Source organism: Paenibacillus nasutitermitis, from assembly GCF_014641075.1.
Classification (GTDB): domain Bacteria; phylum Bacillota; class Bacilli; order Paenibacillales; family Paenibacillaceae; genus Paenibacillus_Z; species Paenibacillus_Z nasutitermitis.
The window spans coordinates 43,763-62,150 of sequence record NZ_BMHP01000007.1 but is presented as its reverse complement, the minus strand read 5'-3'; the positions used below and the strand labels follow the sequence as shown (position 1 = coordinate 62,150).

General features: G+C 52.9%; 13 protein-coding genes. 4 read left to right on the top strand and 9 right to left on the bottom strand.

All coding sequences use genetic code 11. From position 1 onward, the window contains the following. Window positions 1-181 precede the first annotated feature (181 nt). From IEY46_RS30085 to IEY46_RS30065, 5 genes are all read right to left on the bottom strand, one after another. A complete protein-coding gene (locus IEY46_RS30085) occupies window positions 182-1,315 on the bottom strand; it encodes an N-acetylmuramoyl-L-alanine amidase family protein (RefSeq protein ID WP_188998205.1) in 1,134 nt (377 codons plus the stop codon). 173 nt (window positions 1,316-1,488) lie between these two features. Further along, a complete protein-coding gene (locus IEY46_RS30080; RefSeq protein ID WP_188998202.1) occupies window positions 1,489-1,803 on the bottom strand; it encodes a DMT family transporter in 315 nt (104 codons plus the stop codon). Next, the gene (locus tag IEY46_RS30075) at window positions 1,803-2,132 is read right to left on the bottom strand and encodes a DMT family transporter (RefSeq protein ID WP_188998199.1); all 330 of its coding nucleotides are present in this window, start codon (window positions 2,130-2,132) and stop codon (window positions 1,803-1,805) included. Before IEY46_RS30075 ends, IEY46_RS30080 begins: the two co-directional genes overlap by 1 nt. Next, a complete protein-coding gene (locus IEY46_RS30070; protein ID WP_188998196.1) occupies window positions 2,116-2,907 on the bottom strand; it encodes a MerR family transcriptional regulator in 792 nt (263 codons plus the stop codon). The genes IEY46_RS30075 and IEY46_RS30070 overlap by 17 nt, the downstream gene beginning before the upstream one ends. Before the next feature lie 176 nt (window positions 2,908-3,083). After that, window positions 3,084-4,205: a PQQ-dependent sugar dehydrogenase gene (locus IEY46_RS30065; RefSeq protein ID WP_188998193.1), complete on the bottom strand. Its 1,122-nt coding sequence runs from the start codon at window positions 4,203-4,205 to the stop codon at window positions 3,084-3,086. A gap of 218 nt (window positions 4,206-4,423) precedes the next feature. Between IEY46_RS30065 and IEY46_RS30060 the strand changes: the two genes are divergently transcribed. The 3 genes from IEY46_RS30060 (at window position 4,424) to IEY46_RS30050 (ending at window position 10,168) form a co-directional block, all read left to right on the top strand. Continuing rightward, window positions 4,424-5,641: an AI-2E family transporter gene (locus IEY46_RS30060; RefSeq protein WP_188998191.1), complete on the top strand. Its 1,218-nt coding sequence runs from the start codon at window positions 4,424-4,426 to the stop codon at window positions 5,639-5,641. A 115-nt stretch (window positions 5,642-5,756) separates the two neighbouring features. Next, the gene (locus IEY46_RS30055; RefSeq protein ID WP_188998188.1) at window positions 5,757-7,292 is read left to right on the top strand and encodes an MDR family MFS transporter; all 1,536 of its coding nucleotides are present in this window, start codon (window positions 5,757-5,759) and stop codon (window positions 7,290-7,292) included. Between the two features lie 263 nt (window positions 7,293-7,555). Continuing rightward, entirely contained in the window at window positions 7,556-10,168 is a 2,613-nt protein-coding gene (locus tag IEY46_RS30050) for a winged helix-turn-helix domain-containing protein (protein ID WP_188998186.1), read from the top strand. A gap of 48 nt (window positions 10,169-10,216) precedes the next feature. Here the strand turns inward: IEY46_RS30050 and IEY46_RS30045 are convergent, their stop codons facing one another. The 3 genes from IEY46_RS30045 to IEY46_RS30035 all read right to left on the bottom strand — a co-directional run bounded on the left by IEY46_RS30045 (window position 10,217) and on the right by IEY46_RS30035 (window position 13,908). Then, window positions 10,217-11,428 carry an MFS transporter gene (locus IEY46_RS30045; protein ID WP_188998183.1) on the bottom strand — a complete coding sequence of 404 codons (1,212 nt, stop codon included), beginning with the start codon at window positions 11,426-11,428 and terminating at the stop codon, window positions 10,217-10,219. Window positions 11,429-11,597: 169 nt separating this feature from the next. Beyond that, on the bottom strand, window positions 11,598-12,464 hold the full coding sequence (locus IEY46_RS30040) for an MBL fold metallo-hydrolase (RefSeq protein ID WP_188998180.1): 867 nt from the start codon (window positions 12,462-12,464) through the stop codon (window positions 11,598-11,600). A gap of 118 nt (window positions 12,465-12,582) precedes the next feature. After that, window positions 12,583-13,908 (bottom strand): TrkH family potassium uptake protein, encoded by a 1,326-nt coding sequence (locus IEY46_RS30035; RefSeq protein ID WP_188998178.1) that lies wholly within the window; start codon window positions 13,906-13,908, stop codon window positions 12,583-12,585. 245 nt (window positions 13,909-14,153) lie between these two features. Between IEY46_RS30035 and IEY46_RS30030 the strand changes: the two genes are divergently transcribed. Further along, on the top strand, window positions 14,154-14,579 hold the full coding sequence (locus IEY46_RS30030; protein WP_188998175.1) for a pyridoxamine 5'-phosphate oxidase family protein: 426 nt from the start codon (window positions 14,154-14,156) through the stop codon (window positions 14,577-14,579). 238 nt (window positions 14,580-14,817) lie between these two features. Here the strand turns inward: IEY46_RS30030 and IEY46_RS30025 are convergent, their stop codons facing one another. Continuing rightward, on the bottom strand, window positions 14,818-18,360 hold the full coding sequence (locus IEY46_RS30025) for an Npt1/Npt2 family nucleotide transporter (protein ID WP_229750641.1): 3,543 nt from the start codon (window positions 18,358-18,360) through the stop codon (window positions 14,818-14,820). Between the last annotated feature and the right edge of the window lie 28 nt (window positions 18,361-18,388).

Sequence of the window (18,388 nt, the reverse complement as noted above, 5' to 3'; positions counted from 1 at the left end):
ACGGAGAACGCTTCCCCCGCCCTAACTGGATATAATCGCCAAGACGGCAGTTATATTCATTTCTTCTGCTGGATGGCAGCTTAATGAATTACCGTAACCATTTTCTACTAGATTCACTATAGCACATAAGGCCTATTGGGAGAATACGGTTATACAGAATTTTGTCATCTAATAGCGAAATTCAATTAAAATAATCTTCAAGCCCGTCGGCAATGGCTGCTGCTGCTTTCTTCTGATAGCTTGCCTTGCGTACCAACGGCTCGTCCTTCTTATTGGTCAGAAAACCAAGCTCGAGCAGAGCGGAAGGGGTTCTGTTCTCACGCAGCACATGATAGTCGCCGAATGAGATGCCGTTGCTGATCAGATCCACTCCGTCGGCAAGCCGCGTCTCGATTGATCTGGCAAGTGGCCGGTCTTTGGATTCCGAATAATAGAAGCTGAGCGTGCCTGACGCCTTGGTCTTGGATGAATTGTAATGGATGCTGATAAAGGCGTCCGCGCCGGCGGAATGGCTGATTCTGACCCTTTCCTCAAGACTTGGCTTACTCTTGTCTTTCGTGCGGGTCATAACAACCTTGGCTCCGCGGCTGCGAAGCTCCGACTCCAGGTAGGAGGAGGTGCTTAAATTCAAGTCCTTCTCCAGTGTCTGCAGGGTCGTTCCGATCATCCCGGGGTCGTCTCCGCCATGTCCGGGATCCACTACGATCGTTTTGCCGGTCAGCCCTTTACCGCCTTTGGCGGATTTTTTCGTTACCCCCAAAGGCTGCGCAGCGCCTGTTCCCTTGCTGACGAAGCTCTCCGATACCCAGCCCTTCTGACCGCCCGCCGTCTGAATTTGAACCCAACCACTCTTACTTCCCACGATGGTGACCTGTTCCCCCTTGGTCAATCCGCCGACAACTCCGTGGCTCACACCTGCTCCTGATCGGATCCGCAGCGAGTCTGCAAGTACGCTCGCCTGCGAGGACGAAGAGGATTTCGCAGATGCCGTTTGTACCGCTAGAGGCTTTGAATCCGCAGCTTTCGCGGAGCCACCCTCAACCTTCGTTAAATAATAGCCTGCGACCCAGCCGGATATTCCTCCGGATTTGATTTGCAGCCAGCCGTATTCGTCTTCCTTGAAGACGCTAACCAGCGCACCGTTCTTCAAAGAACCCACAACATCCGCTTTGAGCGAGGCCTCGCTTCTTACATTGAGCGTGCTGCCGGTCACTTTAGCCGTATAGCTTCCGCCTGCTTCCGCCCAAGCCGGTATAATAGAAGAGATACTAAACAGTACGCTGAATAAAATGGCCAGGTATCCAATTTTTTTCATAGAGGTCCCCTTTAGTATTCGGATTCATAGACTTATAGTCTACTATTATACCAGTATTTGCCGAAGACTTGGAGACCCATCTTAAAAAAACGAAAACGGGAAATTTTTCCTGCGCCGAAATCTCTATGCAGCACAGATCGACTATTCTCCCGCGGATCAGCTTCAAGCCGTTCTTACTCCGCAAGTTTTAATGCAATAACACAGGCAATGACACCGAAGATGCAGATGATCCGCAGCAGCGATTTGGATTCTTTGAAAAACAGCATGCCCACCACAGCGGCCCCCACCGTACCGACTCCCGTCCATACGGCATAAGCGGTCGAGAGTGGAATCGTTTGGATGGCCTGCATCAGCAGGCTGAAGCTGATGAGGAAACCCGCAATCAGGATAGCATTGTTCAGAAAATTGTTTTTCTCCGCCGTTTTCTTAATCCCGATAACGCCGACAATTTCCATGATGCCGGCAGCGATCAAATAGAGCCATGCCATTATTTTTTTCCTCCTCCGCTGGTGAATTTCAGTCCCACCGTAAAGAGCAGGAGACACAGAATAATAACCACTTTAAGCAAACTGATGTTTCCTCCTGAGGCGATAGTATCAACCAACAGCGTCCCGATGGTTCCCATCGCCGCAAATACAGCATATGCCGTGCCCACCGGTATCACCTTCACGGCTCGAATAATCAGGTCAAAGCTTGTAAGCAGAGCGATAAGAACCACGAGAGCCGGAACCTGCTCGTATTTGAATCCCGCCGCCCAGACAATCTCCAGCAAGCCGCCGCAGACAACCATCAGCCACGCTTTATTCGACGCGCTCATCCGCATTTTTCTCTCCTTTTTCACCGTTTGCGATATACCAGTCAATGATGCGGTCCATATAATCCATCGTTTCCTTGTCCATTCCAAATACCTTCTCCGGCATTCCCTCGTCGGGCCTGACAAGACCCCAATACTTCTCTACCAGTTCCTCATTCCCGCCAAAAAACTCGTCGGTCAAGCCGATGATCCGCTGGGCCAGCTTCCGGGAAACAGGGGAATCCGGCGGCTCATGGAGATTGGATCTAATCTCTCCAAGCAGCGATACCCAGGTTAACGTCCTGGGATCGTCATTGCCCAACTCAGGCAGCTCCTCGATAATCGGCCTTTCTTCCTCCGTGAAATAAAGGCTTCTGAACTTCTCACGCGGCTCTATATTATCGCTTTGTATGGAGCGGATGAACAGGAACAAATCATCCGCCATAATATCCGGCTTGATTTCGATGGACTGCAAGGTTATATGGATCAGCTTTTCCAGATCACTGAGACGCTGCAGCTCGCTGCGGACGGCTGCCAGCTCCATCGTCAGGGAAGACTTCCAGCGGTCCTTCCGCTCGGTGTCAGGTCCTCCGGTAACCATGCCTTTTATCTTGGCGAGCGTGAAGCCCAGCTTCTTCAGTGCTACGATCTCATGAAGCCGCATCACATCGCGTTCCTCGTAATACCGGTAACCGGCTTCTGAGAGATAAGAGGGTTCAAGCAGCCCCAGCTCATCATAATAATGCAGCGTTCGAACCGTGATCCCTGTTTCCTTGGATAATCGTCCGATGCTGTACATACAGGTGCATCTCCTTTCGGGCAAGTCATTTATTCTCGGCGATTTATTATAAACCCTACCGTATACGTGAGAGTCAAGTCTTCCTAAACATCGTGAACCTTTGCAGGCCATCAATATAAAATAAAATGCTGCCCGGGTCATGGCAAGCCCCGAACAGCATCTGTTCCTTTCTCTATTCAATGGCCGGTCAGACGAATCAACCGGTCATCCCCTTTGCCCGGGTCTCCCCGTCCATCCGTATTATTGGTGATCACATATACAGCGTCGTTATGAATTTTCACATCCCTCAGGCGTCCTTCACTAGTTATCAGCACTTCATGTGTCGATCCGTCGGGGGCGAATTTCACTAAGGACTCACCGCGCAGCCCTGTTACCAGCCACTCCCCCCTGTCATTGGCCGTCATACCGGAAGGCGCCAACGTATCGTCTCCCGTATGATAGACGGGAGGTGTCATGCCTTCCTTCCTCTCATCCCCGATAACCTCGGGCCAACCGTAATTGAGACCGGGTTCGATCTTGTTAAGCTCGTCATGCCCGCCGGGCACGGAGGAAGGGCCATGCTCCGAGCTGAACAGCTCGCCTTTGTTGTTCCAGGCCAGTCCCTGCGGGTTGCGGTGTCCGTAGCTGTACACGTAGGAACCGTCAAAAGGATTGTCCTCCGGCACGGAGCCATCCGCCGCCATTCTCAGAATTTTGCCGGCGAGGCTGTCCAAATCCTGCGCATGGTCTTCGTGCTGGGCATCCCCCGTTGTAATATACAGGCATTGATCCGGGCCGATTGCCAGCCTGCCTCCATCGTGATTGGATGCGCCGGGAATGCCGTCCAGCAGAATCCGCTTCTCCTCCCATCCGCTCGCATCCCCGTTCTCCGCGATTATCGCGACACGGTTGAATAATTCATCCCCCTTCTCATAGGTATAATAAATATAAGCCTCCTTCGTCGTGGAGAAATCCGCCGTCAGCACAAATCCCAGCAGCCCGCCTTCTCCCTCCTGCTTGACAGGACTGCTCAGCTGCAGCTTCTGCCTTGTCAGCCTGCCATCCTTCATCCTCACAATAGCGCCGTCGCGCTCGCTGATATAAATAAGATCTCCGCTGAAATCAATGGCCCAGGGCGATTTCAGTCCCTCCGTAAGCACCTCGAAGCCGCGCTCCATATTCCCTTTGCCTGAGTTTGTCGGCTGGTCCACATGGATGGGGCCAGTCGTATTCTCGCCGTTATCCGGAGATTCATTTCCGCATGCTGCCAGCATCGACACGAGCAGCACGCTGCCAAGCATGGTTGTTATTTTTTTCATGGTCCATTCCTCCAATGATTATCATTTAAACCCGCAGCGAGATCGGCTAATCTTGCGGCAGGGCGGCTGCTTCAGATGCCCTTTGTTTGCTTTCTTTCAGAATGGGGTATTAATCTGCGTTTGGGCGGTAGGTTAATAAGCCATAATGTGCAATAATAAGAGAAAAACATCAAGTTCGCATACCAATGCTTAATGAACCAGAAGAGGAGAATGGCTGCATGTCCGAACGTTCACGCAACTGGTCGGAGCGGTTTCGTTATTTGTTCTTGAACAACCGCTTTGTCCTGACTTTATTTGTTTTGCTGTTAATTGGATTGAATATTATGGTATTTAGTCATATTTCCTACATTTTCAATCCTCTGATCGCATTGGTCAAGACCGTGGTCCTGCCTCTTGTACTGACTGGCATCGTTTATTATCTGGTCAATCCGGTCGTCGACTTCATGGAGCGCAAGGGAATCGTAAGAGGATACGGGATACTGCTTCTTTATATCCTGATCATCAGCCTGATCGTAATCGCCGTTGTCGCCGTCATTCCGCTCATCCGCAACCAGATTACGAGTCTGATCGAAAACATACCCGAATATAGCGCGGATGCCCAGCAGCGGTTCAAGGAATGGACCGGCAGCGATTTCTTCAGCGAGGCTCAGGAAACAATCGGGTTCAATTCAGCCGATTTGATGAAGTCGATCACTTCACGGGCTTCCGAATTTGTCGGCAACGCCTGGAACGGAATCGGCGGCGTGCTTGGCGTCGTAACCGAAATTGTGCTTGCGGCTGTGGCGCTTCCTTTCATATTGTTCTATTTATTGCGTAATGGCCGGAACCTTCCGGGCTTTATTCTACAGTTCGTGCCTACTGCTTTACGCAAGGAAAGCCACCGGGTGATGATAGAGATGAATCAGCAAATCGCCTCTTATATCCGCGGTCAAATTATTGTGAGCTTCTGTATCGGGGGCCTCCTCTACATCGGATACCTCATTATCGGATTGGAATATTCGCTTGTTCTGGCGATTATTGCCGCATGCACAAGCATTGTTCCTTATCTGGGTCCGGTTATCGCCATCACGCCGGCGCTCATCGTAGCTATGGTCACCTCGCCGGCCATGCTGCTCAAGATGATTGTTGTCTGGACGGTCGTGCAGCTGATTGAGGGTAAATTCATCTCCCCCCAAATCATGGGCAAAACGCTGCGGATTCATCCGGTGACCATTATTTTCGTCATTCTCACAGCCGGCAACCTGTTCGGCATTCTCGGCATTATTGTCGCCGTCCCCGGTTACGCCGTATTAAAGGTTATTTGTTCCCATCTCTTTAACTGGATTCAATTGCGTTCAGGGCTATATCCGCCTGAGGATGCTCTGGCATCCCAAACCAAAAGCGGGATTGTTCTAACCGAGAACAGCCTCCCCCCCGACTCTGTCAAACCCGAATAAAAGACGAAAACTATTTTGATACTTCAGGGACCCTGACATACAGTTGTCAGGGTTCTTTACTTATAATAAAAAAGCAGTTGAATATTCTGAAGAGTGAGTGAGGAGTTAACGAACCATGACAACGAAAACGCAAGGAAATGTAGGTGTTGTTCTCGCCGGCCTGCTGCTTAGCATTCTTATGGCTTCCATGGACAATACGATTGTTGCCACTGCTATGGGAACCATTGTCGGACAACTGGGCGGTCTGGACAAATTTGTGTGGGTGACATCCGCCTACATGGTTGCCGAAATGGCCGGTATGCCAATCTTCGGCAAACTATCGGATATGTATGGCCGCAAGAAGTTTTTTATATTCGGTATTCTGGTATTTATGGCTGGCTCCATTCTATGCGGCACAGCAACTTCCATTGTCGAGCTCAGTATTTACCGCGCCATCCAGGGAATAGGCGGCGGAGCGCTGATCCCGATTGCTTTCACCATTATGTTCGACACCGTCCCTCTTGAAAAAAGGGGCAAGCTCGGCGGCTTGTTTGGAGCGGTGTTTGGCCTCTCCAGTATTTTCGGTCCGCTTCTAGGGGCTTACATAACCGATTATATCAAATGGGAATGGATTTTTTATATCAATCTCCCCATCGGCATCATTGCTTTCCTGATGGTTACGATCTTCTACAAAGAATCCCATGAGCATTCCCGGCAAAAAATCGACTGGCTGGGTGCCTTCACTCTGGTCGGCGGCATCGTCTGCCTGATGTTTGCCCTGGAGCTGGGAGGCAAACAGTTCGCCTGGGATTCCGCAACAATTCTCGGCTTGTTCGCTGGCTTCGCGGTGCTTGCCCTGTTGTTTCTATTTGCGGAGACTCGCGCCCAGGAGCCGATCATCTCCTTTAACATGTTCAAGGATAAGCTGTATGCCTCGAGCAATGTCATGGCACTGCTCAGCGGAGCGGCATTCATTACGGCATCTATTTATATCCCGATATTTATCCAGGGGGTGCTCGGGGGCAAAGCAACCAATTCCGGTCTGGTGCTTCTCCCTATGATGCTGGGCTCTGTCGTGACGGCGACGCTGGGCGGAGCGCTAATGACCAAAATCAGCTACCGATCCATCATGCTCCCGACCTTGGCCCTGCTTGCAGGCGGTGTTGCGCTGCTCACAACGATTGGCCCGGATTCCTCCAAACTCATCATCCGGTTATTCATGGTACTTGTGGGTCTTGGGATCGGCGCTTCCTTCTCTGTACTGAGCAACGCGGTGATTCATTCCGTCAGCGCCAGACAGCGCGGCTCCGCCAGCGCCACGCTCAATTTTCTCCGTTCGTTGGGCATGACGCTCGGGATTACGGTATTCGGCATTATCCAGAGCCACCTGTTCACGCGTAAGTTGGGCGATTCCTTTCCCGGAGGCACCGGGGAAGAAATACCCGCAGGTATCGATTTGAGCGATCCGCATGCTCTCCTCTCGCCAGTGGCGCGGGCGAGTATTCCGGAGCAGGCGCTGGACAAAATCTCGCTTGCGCTTTCGTCCTCCATTACGCACACCTTCGCCTGGGCGATTATTCCTGCCCTGCTGGCCTTCCTCGTCGCATTTGCGATGGGCCGCAGCAAGCTTGACCCCAGCAGCGAGGGTCAGGGCTCCCACGCCGCCCACTAGAGATTTCTAAGTTTAAGGCTTGACCACTGACGCTTTTCGCCGGCTTGTCCAGCGAAAAGCGTTTTTTTATTACAACTGACCGATTGGACCCTGGGTGCAAATCCAAATGAAAATCTATTAATCTCAATTAAAATTCCCATACAAATGCGTATCGCTTTTTTACAATTGACCATTGTCATGAAGTTAATGAAATACCTGTTTTCACCGATAAAGTAGATATAATTGAGACCATACCAATACGTACTGGCGATCACGGAGGAACGATGATTTCCGCAAACCTATTACTGAAAACAAAAACAAGCCTCCCCCCTTACCGGGAGAATCTGCTGCTTCGGTCCCGCCTTGTCGAGGCCATAGCCCGAAATCTTGATGGCAAGCTGACAACCGTCATCGCCCCGGCCGGATTCGGCAAAACGACACTGCTCATACAGACGGTTCATTATCATCGTTTGTCTGCGGGATGGGTTTCGCTGGATGAACGGGACAATGACCCTGTGCGCTTCTGGCGTTATATCATCCAGGCTCTGATTGCGGCCGGGCCGGGCCGGCTGTCAAAGCCGCTCTCCCCACTGGCTGAGCTGCTGCCGGGCATAAATATTCATACCTTTATCGATGCGCTCATCAATGAACTTGCCGGGAGCCCCGATCCGCTTGTTCTTGTGCTGGATGATTTCCAGTGTATTGCCGATGCGCGCATTCATGAGAGCTTGTCCTATTTCATTGAATACCTCCCTGGCTCTGTCCATGTGATCCTGGCCAGCCGCTCGCGGATTCCTTTTGCCACTTCCAAATGGAGAGCGGAGGAGCAGCATATAGAGCTTTCTATCGATCAACTCCAGTTCACCTTGGAGGAGACGCGGGAATTTTACCGTGAAATGTCCCCTCTTCCCTTGACTGCCAGGCAAGTCGGACAATTGTTCGATCAGACGGAAGGCTGGGTTACGGGACTTCAACTGGTCTCCATCTCGCTGCGCTCGACCAGGGACTATGAACATTTCATCAGCAGCTTCAACGGCCGTCACCGCAATATCGCCGATTATTTATTCAACGAGGTGCTTTCCCATCTCCCTTCCGACATCCACAGCTTTCTGCTGAAAACTTCGATCCTGGAGCGTATGAACGCCGCCGTCTGCAATGATGTGACCGCTCGGACCGACGGCCAGGAGATGCTGGGGAAGCTTAAAGCCATGAATTTATTTCTTATCCCGCTGGATGATACGGATACCTGGTTTCGCTACCACCATTTGTTCTCGGCATTTCTGCGCAGTCTGGTTCAACGCGGCCAGCCCATCCTGTGGAGCCAGGGACAGGCTCTGGCCAGCCCATCCTTTATGACGCAAGGAATGGCGGACGAAGCAATCCATCACGCGCTGCTCGGTGGAGATTATGACTATGCGGTACAACTGCTCGGCTACCACGCCATGGCCTTGTTCAATCGGGGTGAATTCCCCCTCTTGCTGGGCTGGTTTGAAGCCGCCGCTCCAAGCGGCAAGCTTACCGTCAATCTGTCCTTGCTGCATGCCTTCATGCTTGTCATATCTGGTCAAATAACACGCGCCGATATGGTTCTGCAGCAAATTGAGGAGCGTTTCCTGGCACATGCTGATGATGCAGAGCGCCGTCAAATCCAGAGCGGAATGCTTTTTGTAAAATCCAATCTGGTTTTTTACAATCATGATTTTAAAGGCTGGTACCGGTTCTCCGAGACGATCTCGGGTGAATTGCTGCCGGAGAATCCGATCTTTTACAATTTTAATTACAATCAGGGCGAGCCCCTGGTGAGGCGGACGGACTTTGGCCTGAAAGGGATGTTGTCTCCCCATACGGAAGCGATCGCCAACCAGTTTATGGGGTTAATCGAATCCCATGGCTGGAAGCATTCGTTGATTAATCTGTATGTGAACCAGTCGCTGGCTGAAGGGTTCTATGAATGGAATCGGTTGGAGGATTGCCATGCCTGCCTGCGCAAAGGCGAGCAGTCTTATCGATTTCACGAGGTTGCGGGTCTTCATATACCCGGTAGGATTACACTCGCCCGCTGTCATGCCGCACAAGGGGGCATGGAGCTGGCCATGGATACGATCCAACAGGCGATCGAACAGGCTGCGGACCGGTCGGAGTTCCGGTGGATTCGCCAGCTGCGCGCCTTTCTCAGCGGCCTGTATCTGAGAAACGGGCAAACGTCCCTGGCCAGACAGGAAATAAAGAGACTGCAGCTGTCCGCAGATGACCGGCCGGCACCTGATCGGCTGTTTGAGTTTCTGGCACTATGCCGCTATCTCGGAGCAGCGCGCAAGGAAGCCGATGCGCTTCGGCTTCTTGCCCTGATGAAGCCGCAGGCCGAGCGGGAGAAATGCCTGGTCAGCATAACGGAAATCTCCATTCTCCAGGCGCTGCTGGAAGCGCAGCGGGGGCAGCGGCTAAACGCGCTGCTGCATTTGCGGGAAGCCCTGATCATTGGCGAAGCTAACGGATATATCCGCAGTTTTGCCGACGAAGGCAAAGCCATGGCCTCGCTGCTGCAGACCTATCAGTACGAGCGCAGCAAGGACGCGGACGCGCCTCTTTGCCGTGGCGTTTCGGAAGCCTATGTGAGCAGGCTGCTGGATTTGTTCACAGCCCCCCGGAAATCCAGGCTTGCCAATGAGACACTGATCGAACCGCTGACCCGCCAGGAGCTGGTTATTATCCGGCTGATGAAGGGTGGGGCGGCAAACAAGTCCATTGCGGGCGAGCTTTCATTGACCGAAGGCACTGTGAAAGTGTATCTCTCGCGAATTTACGCCAAGCTAGGCGTCTCCTCGCGGACACAAGCTTTGGTCAGGGTGCAGGAACTGCAGCTGCTCGATCCGCCGGATCCGCCAGCCAAGCTTTAGGTAATACACTCCTTGCGCTTGCCCTTCCCATTGCTGTTCCTGGTCCTGTCATCCGGCCGTTCCGCTCTCGCGGATTGGAACCGGTCGGGGCTGTCCTTTGGCTCTGTAGAGCAGCGCGCAGAAGATAAGCGCGCTGCCGTTGATGATGAAAACCCAGCGGATCGGCATCCATGCGCCGAGCAGTCCGCCGATGATAGGGCCGGCCATCGTCGCAATCTGCGATGCGGACTGGTTCAGGCTGAAGGCCCGGCCGCGGAAGTCGGAGTCCGTGCTCTGCACAATCATCGCATTAATGGATGGATAGACCGCAGCGAAGAACAGGCCGTAGCCGAAACGCAGAATGCCGAATCCGATATAATTGGTTACAAAAAACTGCAGAAAGTTGCCGATTCCGCCGCCCAGAAGTCCGATAAACAACATCTTGCCATACCCGATGCGCGTTCCCCATCTGCCCCATCTTGGCGCCATGAGCACGGTCGCGATGCCTACGGATGAGAAAATAATGCCCGCGCTCAGCGATGCATTGGTTTTGGTTACCCCCATTTCCAGGACATAAACCGTTATAAGCGGCTCCAGAATCATGACGGAGAACGTGCTGACGGCGACCATGCCCAGAAGGGTCATGAAGGCTCGATTGGCCCAGGCCTGCTTCAAGTCGTCAAGCACATGCGATCTCGCCTTGGAGCGGTTGAAATTCTGTTCCTTGGCAAATACCGTTGCAATGATCGCCGAGAGCAGCACCACAGCGCTGGAAAATAGAAACGCGTTGCGGTTGCCGTAATAATGACTGACCACTCCCCCCACCAAAGGTCCGATGATGCTCCCTGTCGCCCCTGCGGTTGCCATGATGCCCAGCGCATAACCCGTTTTCTCCTCCGGTGTATTGGTAGCCACAAGCGCGATCGCAGCAGGCACGAAGCCGGCAAGCAAACCCTGGAACACGCGGACAATCAGAAACACATACGGATCATGGACAAAATAGCTGATCATATAGAGCACCGCCAGGCTGAAGCCGGAGCGGATCAGCATCGGTTTGCGTCCGTATTTGTCGGCCAGCGAACCCCAGAACGGAGAAATTAGGGCGCTAGCCAGAAAAGTAATGCCAAAAGCAAACCCTGACCAGATCTCCAGATGTCCCGTTACGCCAAGATCCGTACTTAGAAATATGGGCAGAAACGGGATCGAGATGGAATAGGCCGTACTGCAGAAGAAAACGCCTATCCACAATACAACCAGATTGCGTTCCCATGAATATTTCATCGACTTCAACATCCTTTCAGGAAAATATGGATAGAGTACATCACCTGGCAGATGCGGCAATAAGCGGTCTAACCGCGATGAGCCTTTGACTGCAATAAAAAGCCAACCCGGCATCTCTTAAGGAAACAAAGAGACACTGATTGGCTTTCCCCTGATCAAATCATAGGCTTTAGGTTTGTCTGAACGCCTGGCCGGAAACGTAGACAAAACGTTCCGCTTGGGCCAGCACATGAGATTTCTGCCCCGGAAAATGCTTATAAAGATAGTCCACGAAATAACCGGGGTTCTCCGCATTGCCGGTAAAAATATCGTAATGGAGAGGTATAACGGTTTCCGCTCCGGTTACAGCCGCAAATTCCGCTGCTTCCCGATAATCCATATTGCCAATAATACCTCGGCTGGTCCGGAAGTAGTCCCGTCCATTAATGGGGAGCATGGCTAAATCCACCTGTTGGCTTTGTATGTGCTCCACCAGCTCCGGATAAACAATCGTATCACCGGCGTGATAAAGCTTAACGCCATTAAGTTCAATCAAATAGCCCACATACCGGTGGTTGCCTTCACTGTCCGCTTCAAGCTCCTCGTGGGCAGCCGCGACTGGCATAATCCGCAGCTTGGATTGCAAGCTCTGCCAGTTCTCTGTCTTCGCATCGACCAGCGAGGAAGGAGCAACTCCCAGCTCCAGCATCTGCGCCCGGCAAGCCGCCGGGGCAATGAACACGGCATCGGGATTATTGGCAGCCAAATGGGGGATCGTGCCGGGATCGAGATGATCCCCATGCTCGTGGGTAATCAGGCACACATCCGCATTCGTAATGTCGGTAGGGACAATCGGAGCCGGATAGGTACGTTTCAGGCCGCTGTTAACCTCCAGATAGTCCGATACAAAAGGATCCACATAAATCGTGATTCCGTCACCTTTGATGATGACACTTTCCTGGCCCAGGTACCATACTGCTAGGCATCCGTAAGGCACCTGCGTCTCTTTCACTTCCTTAATGAACGATTCTCCACTGCGTACATTCGGTTTATTCATGCTCCTGTTAAGCCTCCCGCGGCGGTTGCACCATCATAATTATGAGCCCTATAGAATAATTGGCAGCTATCTTGTCTTTATTCTACTCCTAATTAACCGGAATTTCTAACCATTTACACTAACCGATAATAATTTTCCCTTCCGGATGGCGGTACAGCTCTTTGTGAATCCTTGGTTGAAGGGCGTAAGCGAGCGTTAATGCCCCTAGCCTCCCGATAAACATCATCACAATAATTACGATCTTGCCGCTGGTGGTCAACTCCGGCGTGAGCCCCACACTTAGCCCTACCGTACCGAAAGCGGAGGTCGTTTCAAACAGCAGCTTCAGAAAAGAATGCGATTGTGTCGTCGACATGATCATTGCACCGGATACGACAAGCGCAAGCCCGATAAAGGTGATCATGATCGCTTTGTACGTATGCTCTTTGGACAGACGATTGCGGAACAGGACGACATCCTCTCTGCCCCGCAGCATCGTAATGACGGAACCGATCAAAATAACAAAGGTGGTTACTTTGATCCCGCCGCCGGTTGAACCGGGAGCAGCGCCGATGAACATCAGAATGATCATGAAAAACTGCGTGCTCTCCCTTAGGCCGGTGATATCGATCGTGCTTGTCCCGGCGGAGCGCAGACTGACGGACTGAAAGATGGAAGCCAGCACCTTCCCTCCCCCATGGAGCGGGCCCAGCGTCTGGACGTTGTTGAATTCCATCAGGAATATAACCAGCGCGCCAAAGACGATCAGCATCCCGGAAGCCGAAAGCACAACCTTACTGTGCAAGGAAAGAGTCCGTGTCCGCCGGTATTCGATTAAATCGGATAACACGATGAAGCCGATCCCGCCGAGAATGATCAGGATGACGGTAATCACATTTATAAAAAGATCATCCGCATACGCGGCAAAGCTGCCTTCGATCAGCACGAAGCCGGCATTATTAAAGATCGATATGGAGTGAAATACGCCATAATAAACCGCTTGACCGACCGGCATTTCGGTCGCCCAGCGCAGCGAGAGCAGAATGGCTGCAACAAACTCCACAGTAAGCGAGTATATAATAACCCGCCGGGAAAGACGGACTATCCCCTCCATGTAGTGCTGATTCATAGCTTCCTTGAGAATAAGCCGCTCTCTCAGCGAGACCCTCTTGCCCCATGCCAAAGCAAACCAGGTCGCCATGGTCATAAAGCCGAGTCCCCCGAGCTGGACCAATATCAAGATGACAATATGGCCAAAAAAGGTAAAGTGCGACGTTGTATCCACAACCGAAAGACCGGTAACGCAGGTTGCCGAAGTGGCCATGAACAGCGCGTCGATAAAGGACAGCCGTTGACCGGGAATAGAAGCAACGGGCAGCCAAAGCAATATTGTCCCGATCACGATAATGGACGTGAAGCCCATCGCCAGAAACTGGGGAGGCGATATTTTCGATTTTTTTGGCATCAAGCTCAACTGATTCATCTCCGCTCCGATTATTAAAACGGCCGCCGTCTTGGCATGCCAGATGCAGGCAATCCTTATCCTTATTCCCTACAGTGTATCAAAGTCTCCGCTGCCCGACAAAGCTTTCATGAAATCAGTTGATCAAGGGTGAATCCGGCAAGGGTCGCGGTTCGCCTGGGTAATAATTGGGTATTATATTCACTAGGCATATTCCACATTTTCGAACAGGACAGGAGCGATGAGAAATGGCAGCAATTGAGAAGCAGAAGTTGGAGCAGCGCATTACCGCTGCATTGGACAAGCATCATTTTGGCTCTTTTTCCACAGTAGAGAATAACAAACCTAAATCGCGTTATATGGCGATTTTCCATGATGGCATGAATGTATACCTGGCTACCGACCGCAAAACCCATAAGGTTGAAGAACTGCAGCATAACAGTAACATCTCGCTGCTGTTGGGATTCGATGGAAAATCATGGGCAGAAATTGTGGAGATTGAAGGAACAGCTTCCATCACCAAGGACGAATCCCTTCGCCAAAAGTTCTGGAACGACCAGTTGAAGCCGTGGTTCAATGGCCCGGATGACCCGGACTATGTGATTTTGGAAATTGACGCGGAGCGGATTCAATACTCCGACGAGGAAGTCAAAGAGCAGGTTTGGGAGAAATAAAAGCCCGACATCTTAGGTGTGACATTCAGACCAAACCGAAGGGCGAATTCCCCCAATAAGCGCGATGGTGTCCGTTATCATACCCCACCGGGCTGATAATCTGGAAATAGCAGCCGTGGTGTCCAAAGCATCATGTATGGGCCTTGACGAAGCTGCATCACGGAGCTGAATATTCTATTCGAGAAATAAAGCCATACCAGGTAACACCAGGTATGGCTTTATTTCTGCCTCCGTCCGTTCAGCCCATATCCCGCAAACGCGCTGACAGTACCTGCATCATGCTTTTGAGTACCTCAATTTGCTGGAAGCAGAAGGAGAATACCTGATCGCGGTGAAGCTGGAGCAGGACGGTCCGCTGCTCGGCCGAACAATCTGCCGAACGGGGTCCGCTGTCGATGATCGCCATTTCCCCAAAACATTGGCCCTCTTCCAGAATAGCCAGCGTCTCGCTGCCAAGATGGACGCGGATGCTGCCCGAGATAATGCCAAACATGGTGTCCCCATACTCCTGGGCTTTGCAAATAACCTCGCCGGCTTCATAGACGACCTCGTCCACCTGCTTGGCCAGCCGGATGAAATCCTCCTGTCCCAGGTGAGAGAATAGCTCGATCTTCTGCAAAACCAGCACCCGCCGAAGGATGCTGTCATTGGAGATATCCACATCCTGCAGCGGTCTGATATTTTGCACCTGTTCGTCCATACCCGTCTGCTCTGACGTTCGCGGGGCCTGCGCGCTTTTGCCAAGCTCCGCCCGCAGCCTCCGCGAGAGATGCTTCATCATGGCCAGAGCCATATCCGTCCGGTCGAACATCGCTTCATAGAAATCCGCGGAATCCAGGCGCAGCAGCCGCATGTCCTCTTCCGCCCGCACAGCAGCACTGCGCAGCCGGCGGGTGAGGATGGCGGTTTGTCCGAAGCCCTCTCCGGGCATTCTTTCATCCACCTTCACGCCCCCGCGATAAATGCCCGCCCGGCCAGCTTCGACCAAATAAAGCGCATCGCCGGGATCGCCCTCCTTAAATACGGTTTCCCCAAGCTTATAGCTTACCTCCTGCAAATATTCGGTAATGACGTTTAATTCCTTGTCATCCAGCCCTTCAAACAGCTCGACGCCACGAAGCATATGAATACGCGCCATCCGCCTTCTCAGCGCTTCGTCTGCGGTGGTCCCAGCCAGAATAACCTGACGGAGCCAATCGTCACCATGCTCGTAGAACCATGCAAGCGATTGTTTGGCCGCGGACGGCGAGAAGGGTTGTACGGGCAGAGGAGCAACCAATATCAGCTTGGTCATCTCCAGACGCAGCGGGCCATGGAGCAGCTGATCCAGCACTTCGGCCGCGTTGGCTTGCCCCCGGGCATCTCCCTCCGACCAGTTGATATAAACCGCCTCAATCGTCCGGGTTTCATAGATCAGCCCAAGATGTCCAAATATGCGGCGGATCAGGGAGGCCCGGAACTCTGAAGCCGCCGCCGCCGCTTCTCTGTAAGCATCGCCGCCGGCAAGCACGGTAAGATGCTCCCCTGCCCGTGCGGTAAGCTCCATGTCCTGAAGGATCAACTGCTCGACCAGCGCCACCGGCGCCCGTCTTGCGGTCCGGCGCATCCGGGTGAGTGATTCCACCAGCTTGTTGCGAAGCTCATGCCGCGCATCGCCGACCTGCTGCAGCAGCATGTCGAAAGCCGCCTGTGTGGCGATCCGCTCGAACACCGCCGGCAGATGCAGCGGCGTGGGCTCCTGGCTGAAATATGGAACCAGCAGCGGGAGCAGAACCGTCTCTTCATAAGATGCCAGCGCATCGATAGCCGCCCGCCGCGTTCCGCTTTTCTGAAGGTGGGGAAGCACATAAGGGACAAGCTCCGGCACACGCAGCTCGCCTGCGGACTGAAGCGCGCACTGCGCCACCTGGTCGGAGGAATCCTCCAGCAGGGCAATGAGCGGTTTATAGAACTCCCTGATGCCCATCCTGCCGAACAGACTGGCCATGGCCGTACGGTCTTCATCGCTGGCGCTTCCGATCAATGCTTTAAGGGTACCGACTGCACGGAACATGCCCTCAATGCCGTAATATTTGATCAATCCGGCAATTGCGCCTGCTTTAACCTCTACATCTGCCGCTTCCAGTCCATCCGAGAGTATAGCCAGGTCGCCCTCTCCGCTATAAGCGGCCAATGTCATAAAAGCCTGTGCTTTCACTCGGCTGTCTCCGTTTGCATGCAGCAGCTCCACAATCTCATCATGGAGGCCTGCAGGCTTGGCTTGTTCGATCCAGACCAGGGCAGCGATGCGGACGTCGGATGCGGGATGCGCGAGCAGACCGGGAATATGCGGCCCCAGATCAAATTCATCCAGACCGCCCAGCACGCGCAGCGCATACAGCGCCTGCTGGCGGTCCGGACTTTGCAGTGCTTCTACCAGTACCATACGGCTGGCCGGATCCATCCAGTCCAGCTCGGATTCCGTCTCGTCGTGCCCTTTTCCCTTCAAAGTGGAAAGAAGCATCTCCAGATAAGCGCCTTTGACCTTAATCGCAGCGAATAAACAAACCAGCAGCAGCGCAATCGTCATATAGCTGAACGCTTTGGCATCCAGAAGCGGAGACAGGACAAGCAGGCTGATGGCAGCTAGGCCTTTGGCGCCGTTGCGGACGATGCCGTCCAGAAAGCTTTTTGCCCGGTTCCTCCATTCAGGAGGAATCGGGAACATGATAAGCTGGCTGACGGAGGAATAGATGGTATCCCCCAGCACCTTGTCGCTCCCCTTCACCAGCACCGCCATCGCCAGCACCGGAAGAAACAGGATGCCAATGCTTCCCGCAAGCAGGGCAACGGGAAATACCAGGATCGACGTCATGACGCCGAAGCGGGTAACCAGCTTGCCGGCGACGAAGAGCTGGACAAGCAGCGCGCAAATTCCCGAGAAGCCATAGAAGCTGCCCATAAACCCGGCCAACTCGTCATTTTGCAAGGTGCTTCTGAGGATGACCTTGAACTGGTAATCAATCAGCGTCAGCGACAGGACGAGCGCCGCTGACAGAATCGCCACATATTTCAGATGGGGAACGCTGCGGAATAAACCGGAGTCAGCCTGAACCGCACTCCCTGATCCAACTGCCGGCTTGACGGACCTGGTGCGTTTATCTGCGCCGAAGGATTCGGCTGGACTTGCGCACATCCGGATGACCGGATAGATCATAGCCAGCGCCAGCAGTTGAAGACCGGCATAACCGTATATCAAATTCGCCGTCCCGGTAAGTGGCACGATCAGCTTCAGCCCGAAGCCGCTGACAATGCCGCCAATCAGGCCACCACTGCCGACAAGTGGAATCATCCGTTTGACCTTGCGCTGGTCCAATACGGATGCGGCAAATTGCCAGAAGCACACGATCATCAGGAAATTAAACACATCATAAGCCACATAAATAACAGGGTATACCCATGAAAGCTGCAGCCCGATCCCCAACCGCGAGAGTATGGCGAGAACCGAGACGACGGGAATCAGAAATTGGATCAGCCGGTCAAGCCGGAACCGGCTGCCGAACCGCTGGAAGAGGAAACCTGCAAGGATCAGCGATACCGCCTGGGGCAGATACATTTTGGATAACATCGAAGAATCATATCGGGAGAGAAACAGCGCATCCGCCGCCGTTCTTCCCACTGTCGATGCGGAAACAACAAAGAACAGGTACAGTAATAACCAGAATACACGCTTGTATTCCTCCCTGTCCTGTTCAAATCTTGCCAATCTATTGCCGAGCGTCTTACCCAACTTCGCCAGCATTCCCCAAAACCCCGTCTCTACGATGAAC

Excerpts from the sequence above, each read along its gene's own strand:
- IEY46_RS30040 (WP_188998180.1), bottom strand. The coding sequence starts at position 12,464 with ATGAATAAACCGAATGTACGCAGTGGAGAATCGTTCATTAAGGAAGTG.
- IEY46_RS30080 (WP_188998202.1), bottom strand. The coding sequence starts at position 1,803 with ATGGCATGGCTCTATTTGATCGCTGCCGGCATCATGGAAATTGTCGGC.
- IEY46_RS30070 (WP_188998196.1), bottom strand. The coding sequence starts at position 2,907 with ATGTACAGCATCGGACGATTATCCAAGGAAACAGGGATCACGGTTCGA.
- IEY46_RS30075 (WP_188998199.1), bottom strand. The coding sequence starts at position 2,132 with ATGAGCGCGTCGAATAAAGCGTGGCTGATGGTTGTCTGCGGCGGCTTG.
- IEY46_RS30065 (WP_188998193.1), bottom strand. The coding sequence starts at position 4,205 with ATGAAAAAAATAACAACCATGCTTGGCAGCGTGCTGCTCGTGTCGATG.
- IEY46_RS30085 (WP_188998205.1), bottom strand. The coding sequence starts at position 1,315 with ATGAAAAAAATTGGATACCTGGCCATTTTATTCAGCGTACTGTTTAGT.
- IEY46_RS30025 (WP_229750641.1), bottom strand. The coding sequence starts at position 18,360 with ATGCTGGCGAAGTTGGGTAAGACGCTCGGCAATAGATTGGCAAGATTT.
- IEY46_RS30030 (WP_188998175.1), top strand. The coding sequence starts at position 14,154 with ATGGCAGCAATTGAGAAGCAGAAGTTGGAGCAGCGCATTACCGCTGCA.
- IEY46_RS30035 (WP_188998178.1), bottom strand. The coding sequence starts at position 13,908 with ATGCCAAAAAAATCGAAAATATCGCCTCCCCAGTTTCTGGCGATGGGC.
- IEY46_RS30045 (WP_188998183.1), bottom strand. The coding sequence starts at position 11,428 with ATGAAATATTCATGGGAACGCAATCTGGTTGTATTGTGGATAGGCGTT.
- IEY46_RS30060 (WP_188998191.1), top strand. The coding sequence starts at position 4,424 with ATGTCCGAACGTTCACGCAACTGGTCGGAGCGGTTTCGTTATTTGTTC.
- IEY46_RS30055 (WP_188998188.1), top strand. The coding sequence starts at position 5,757 with ATGACAACGAAAACGCAAGGAAATGTAGGTGTTGTTCTCGCCGGCCTG.
- IEY46_RS30050 (WP_188998186.1), top strand. The coding sequence starts at position 7,556 with ATGATTTCCGCAAACCTATTACTGAAAACAAAAACAAGCCTCCCCCCT.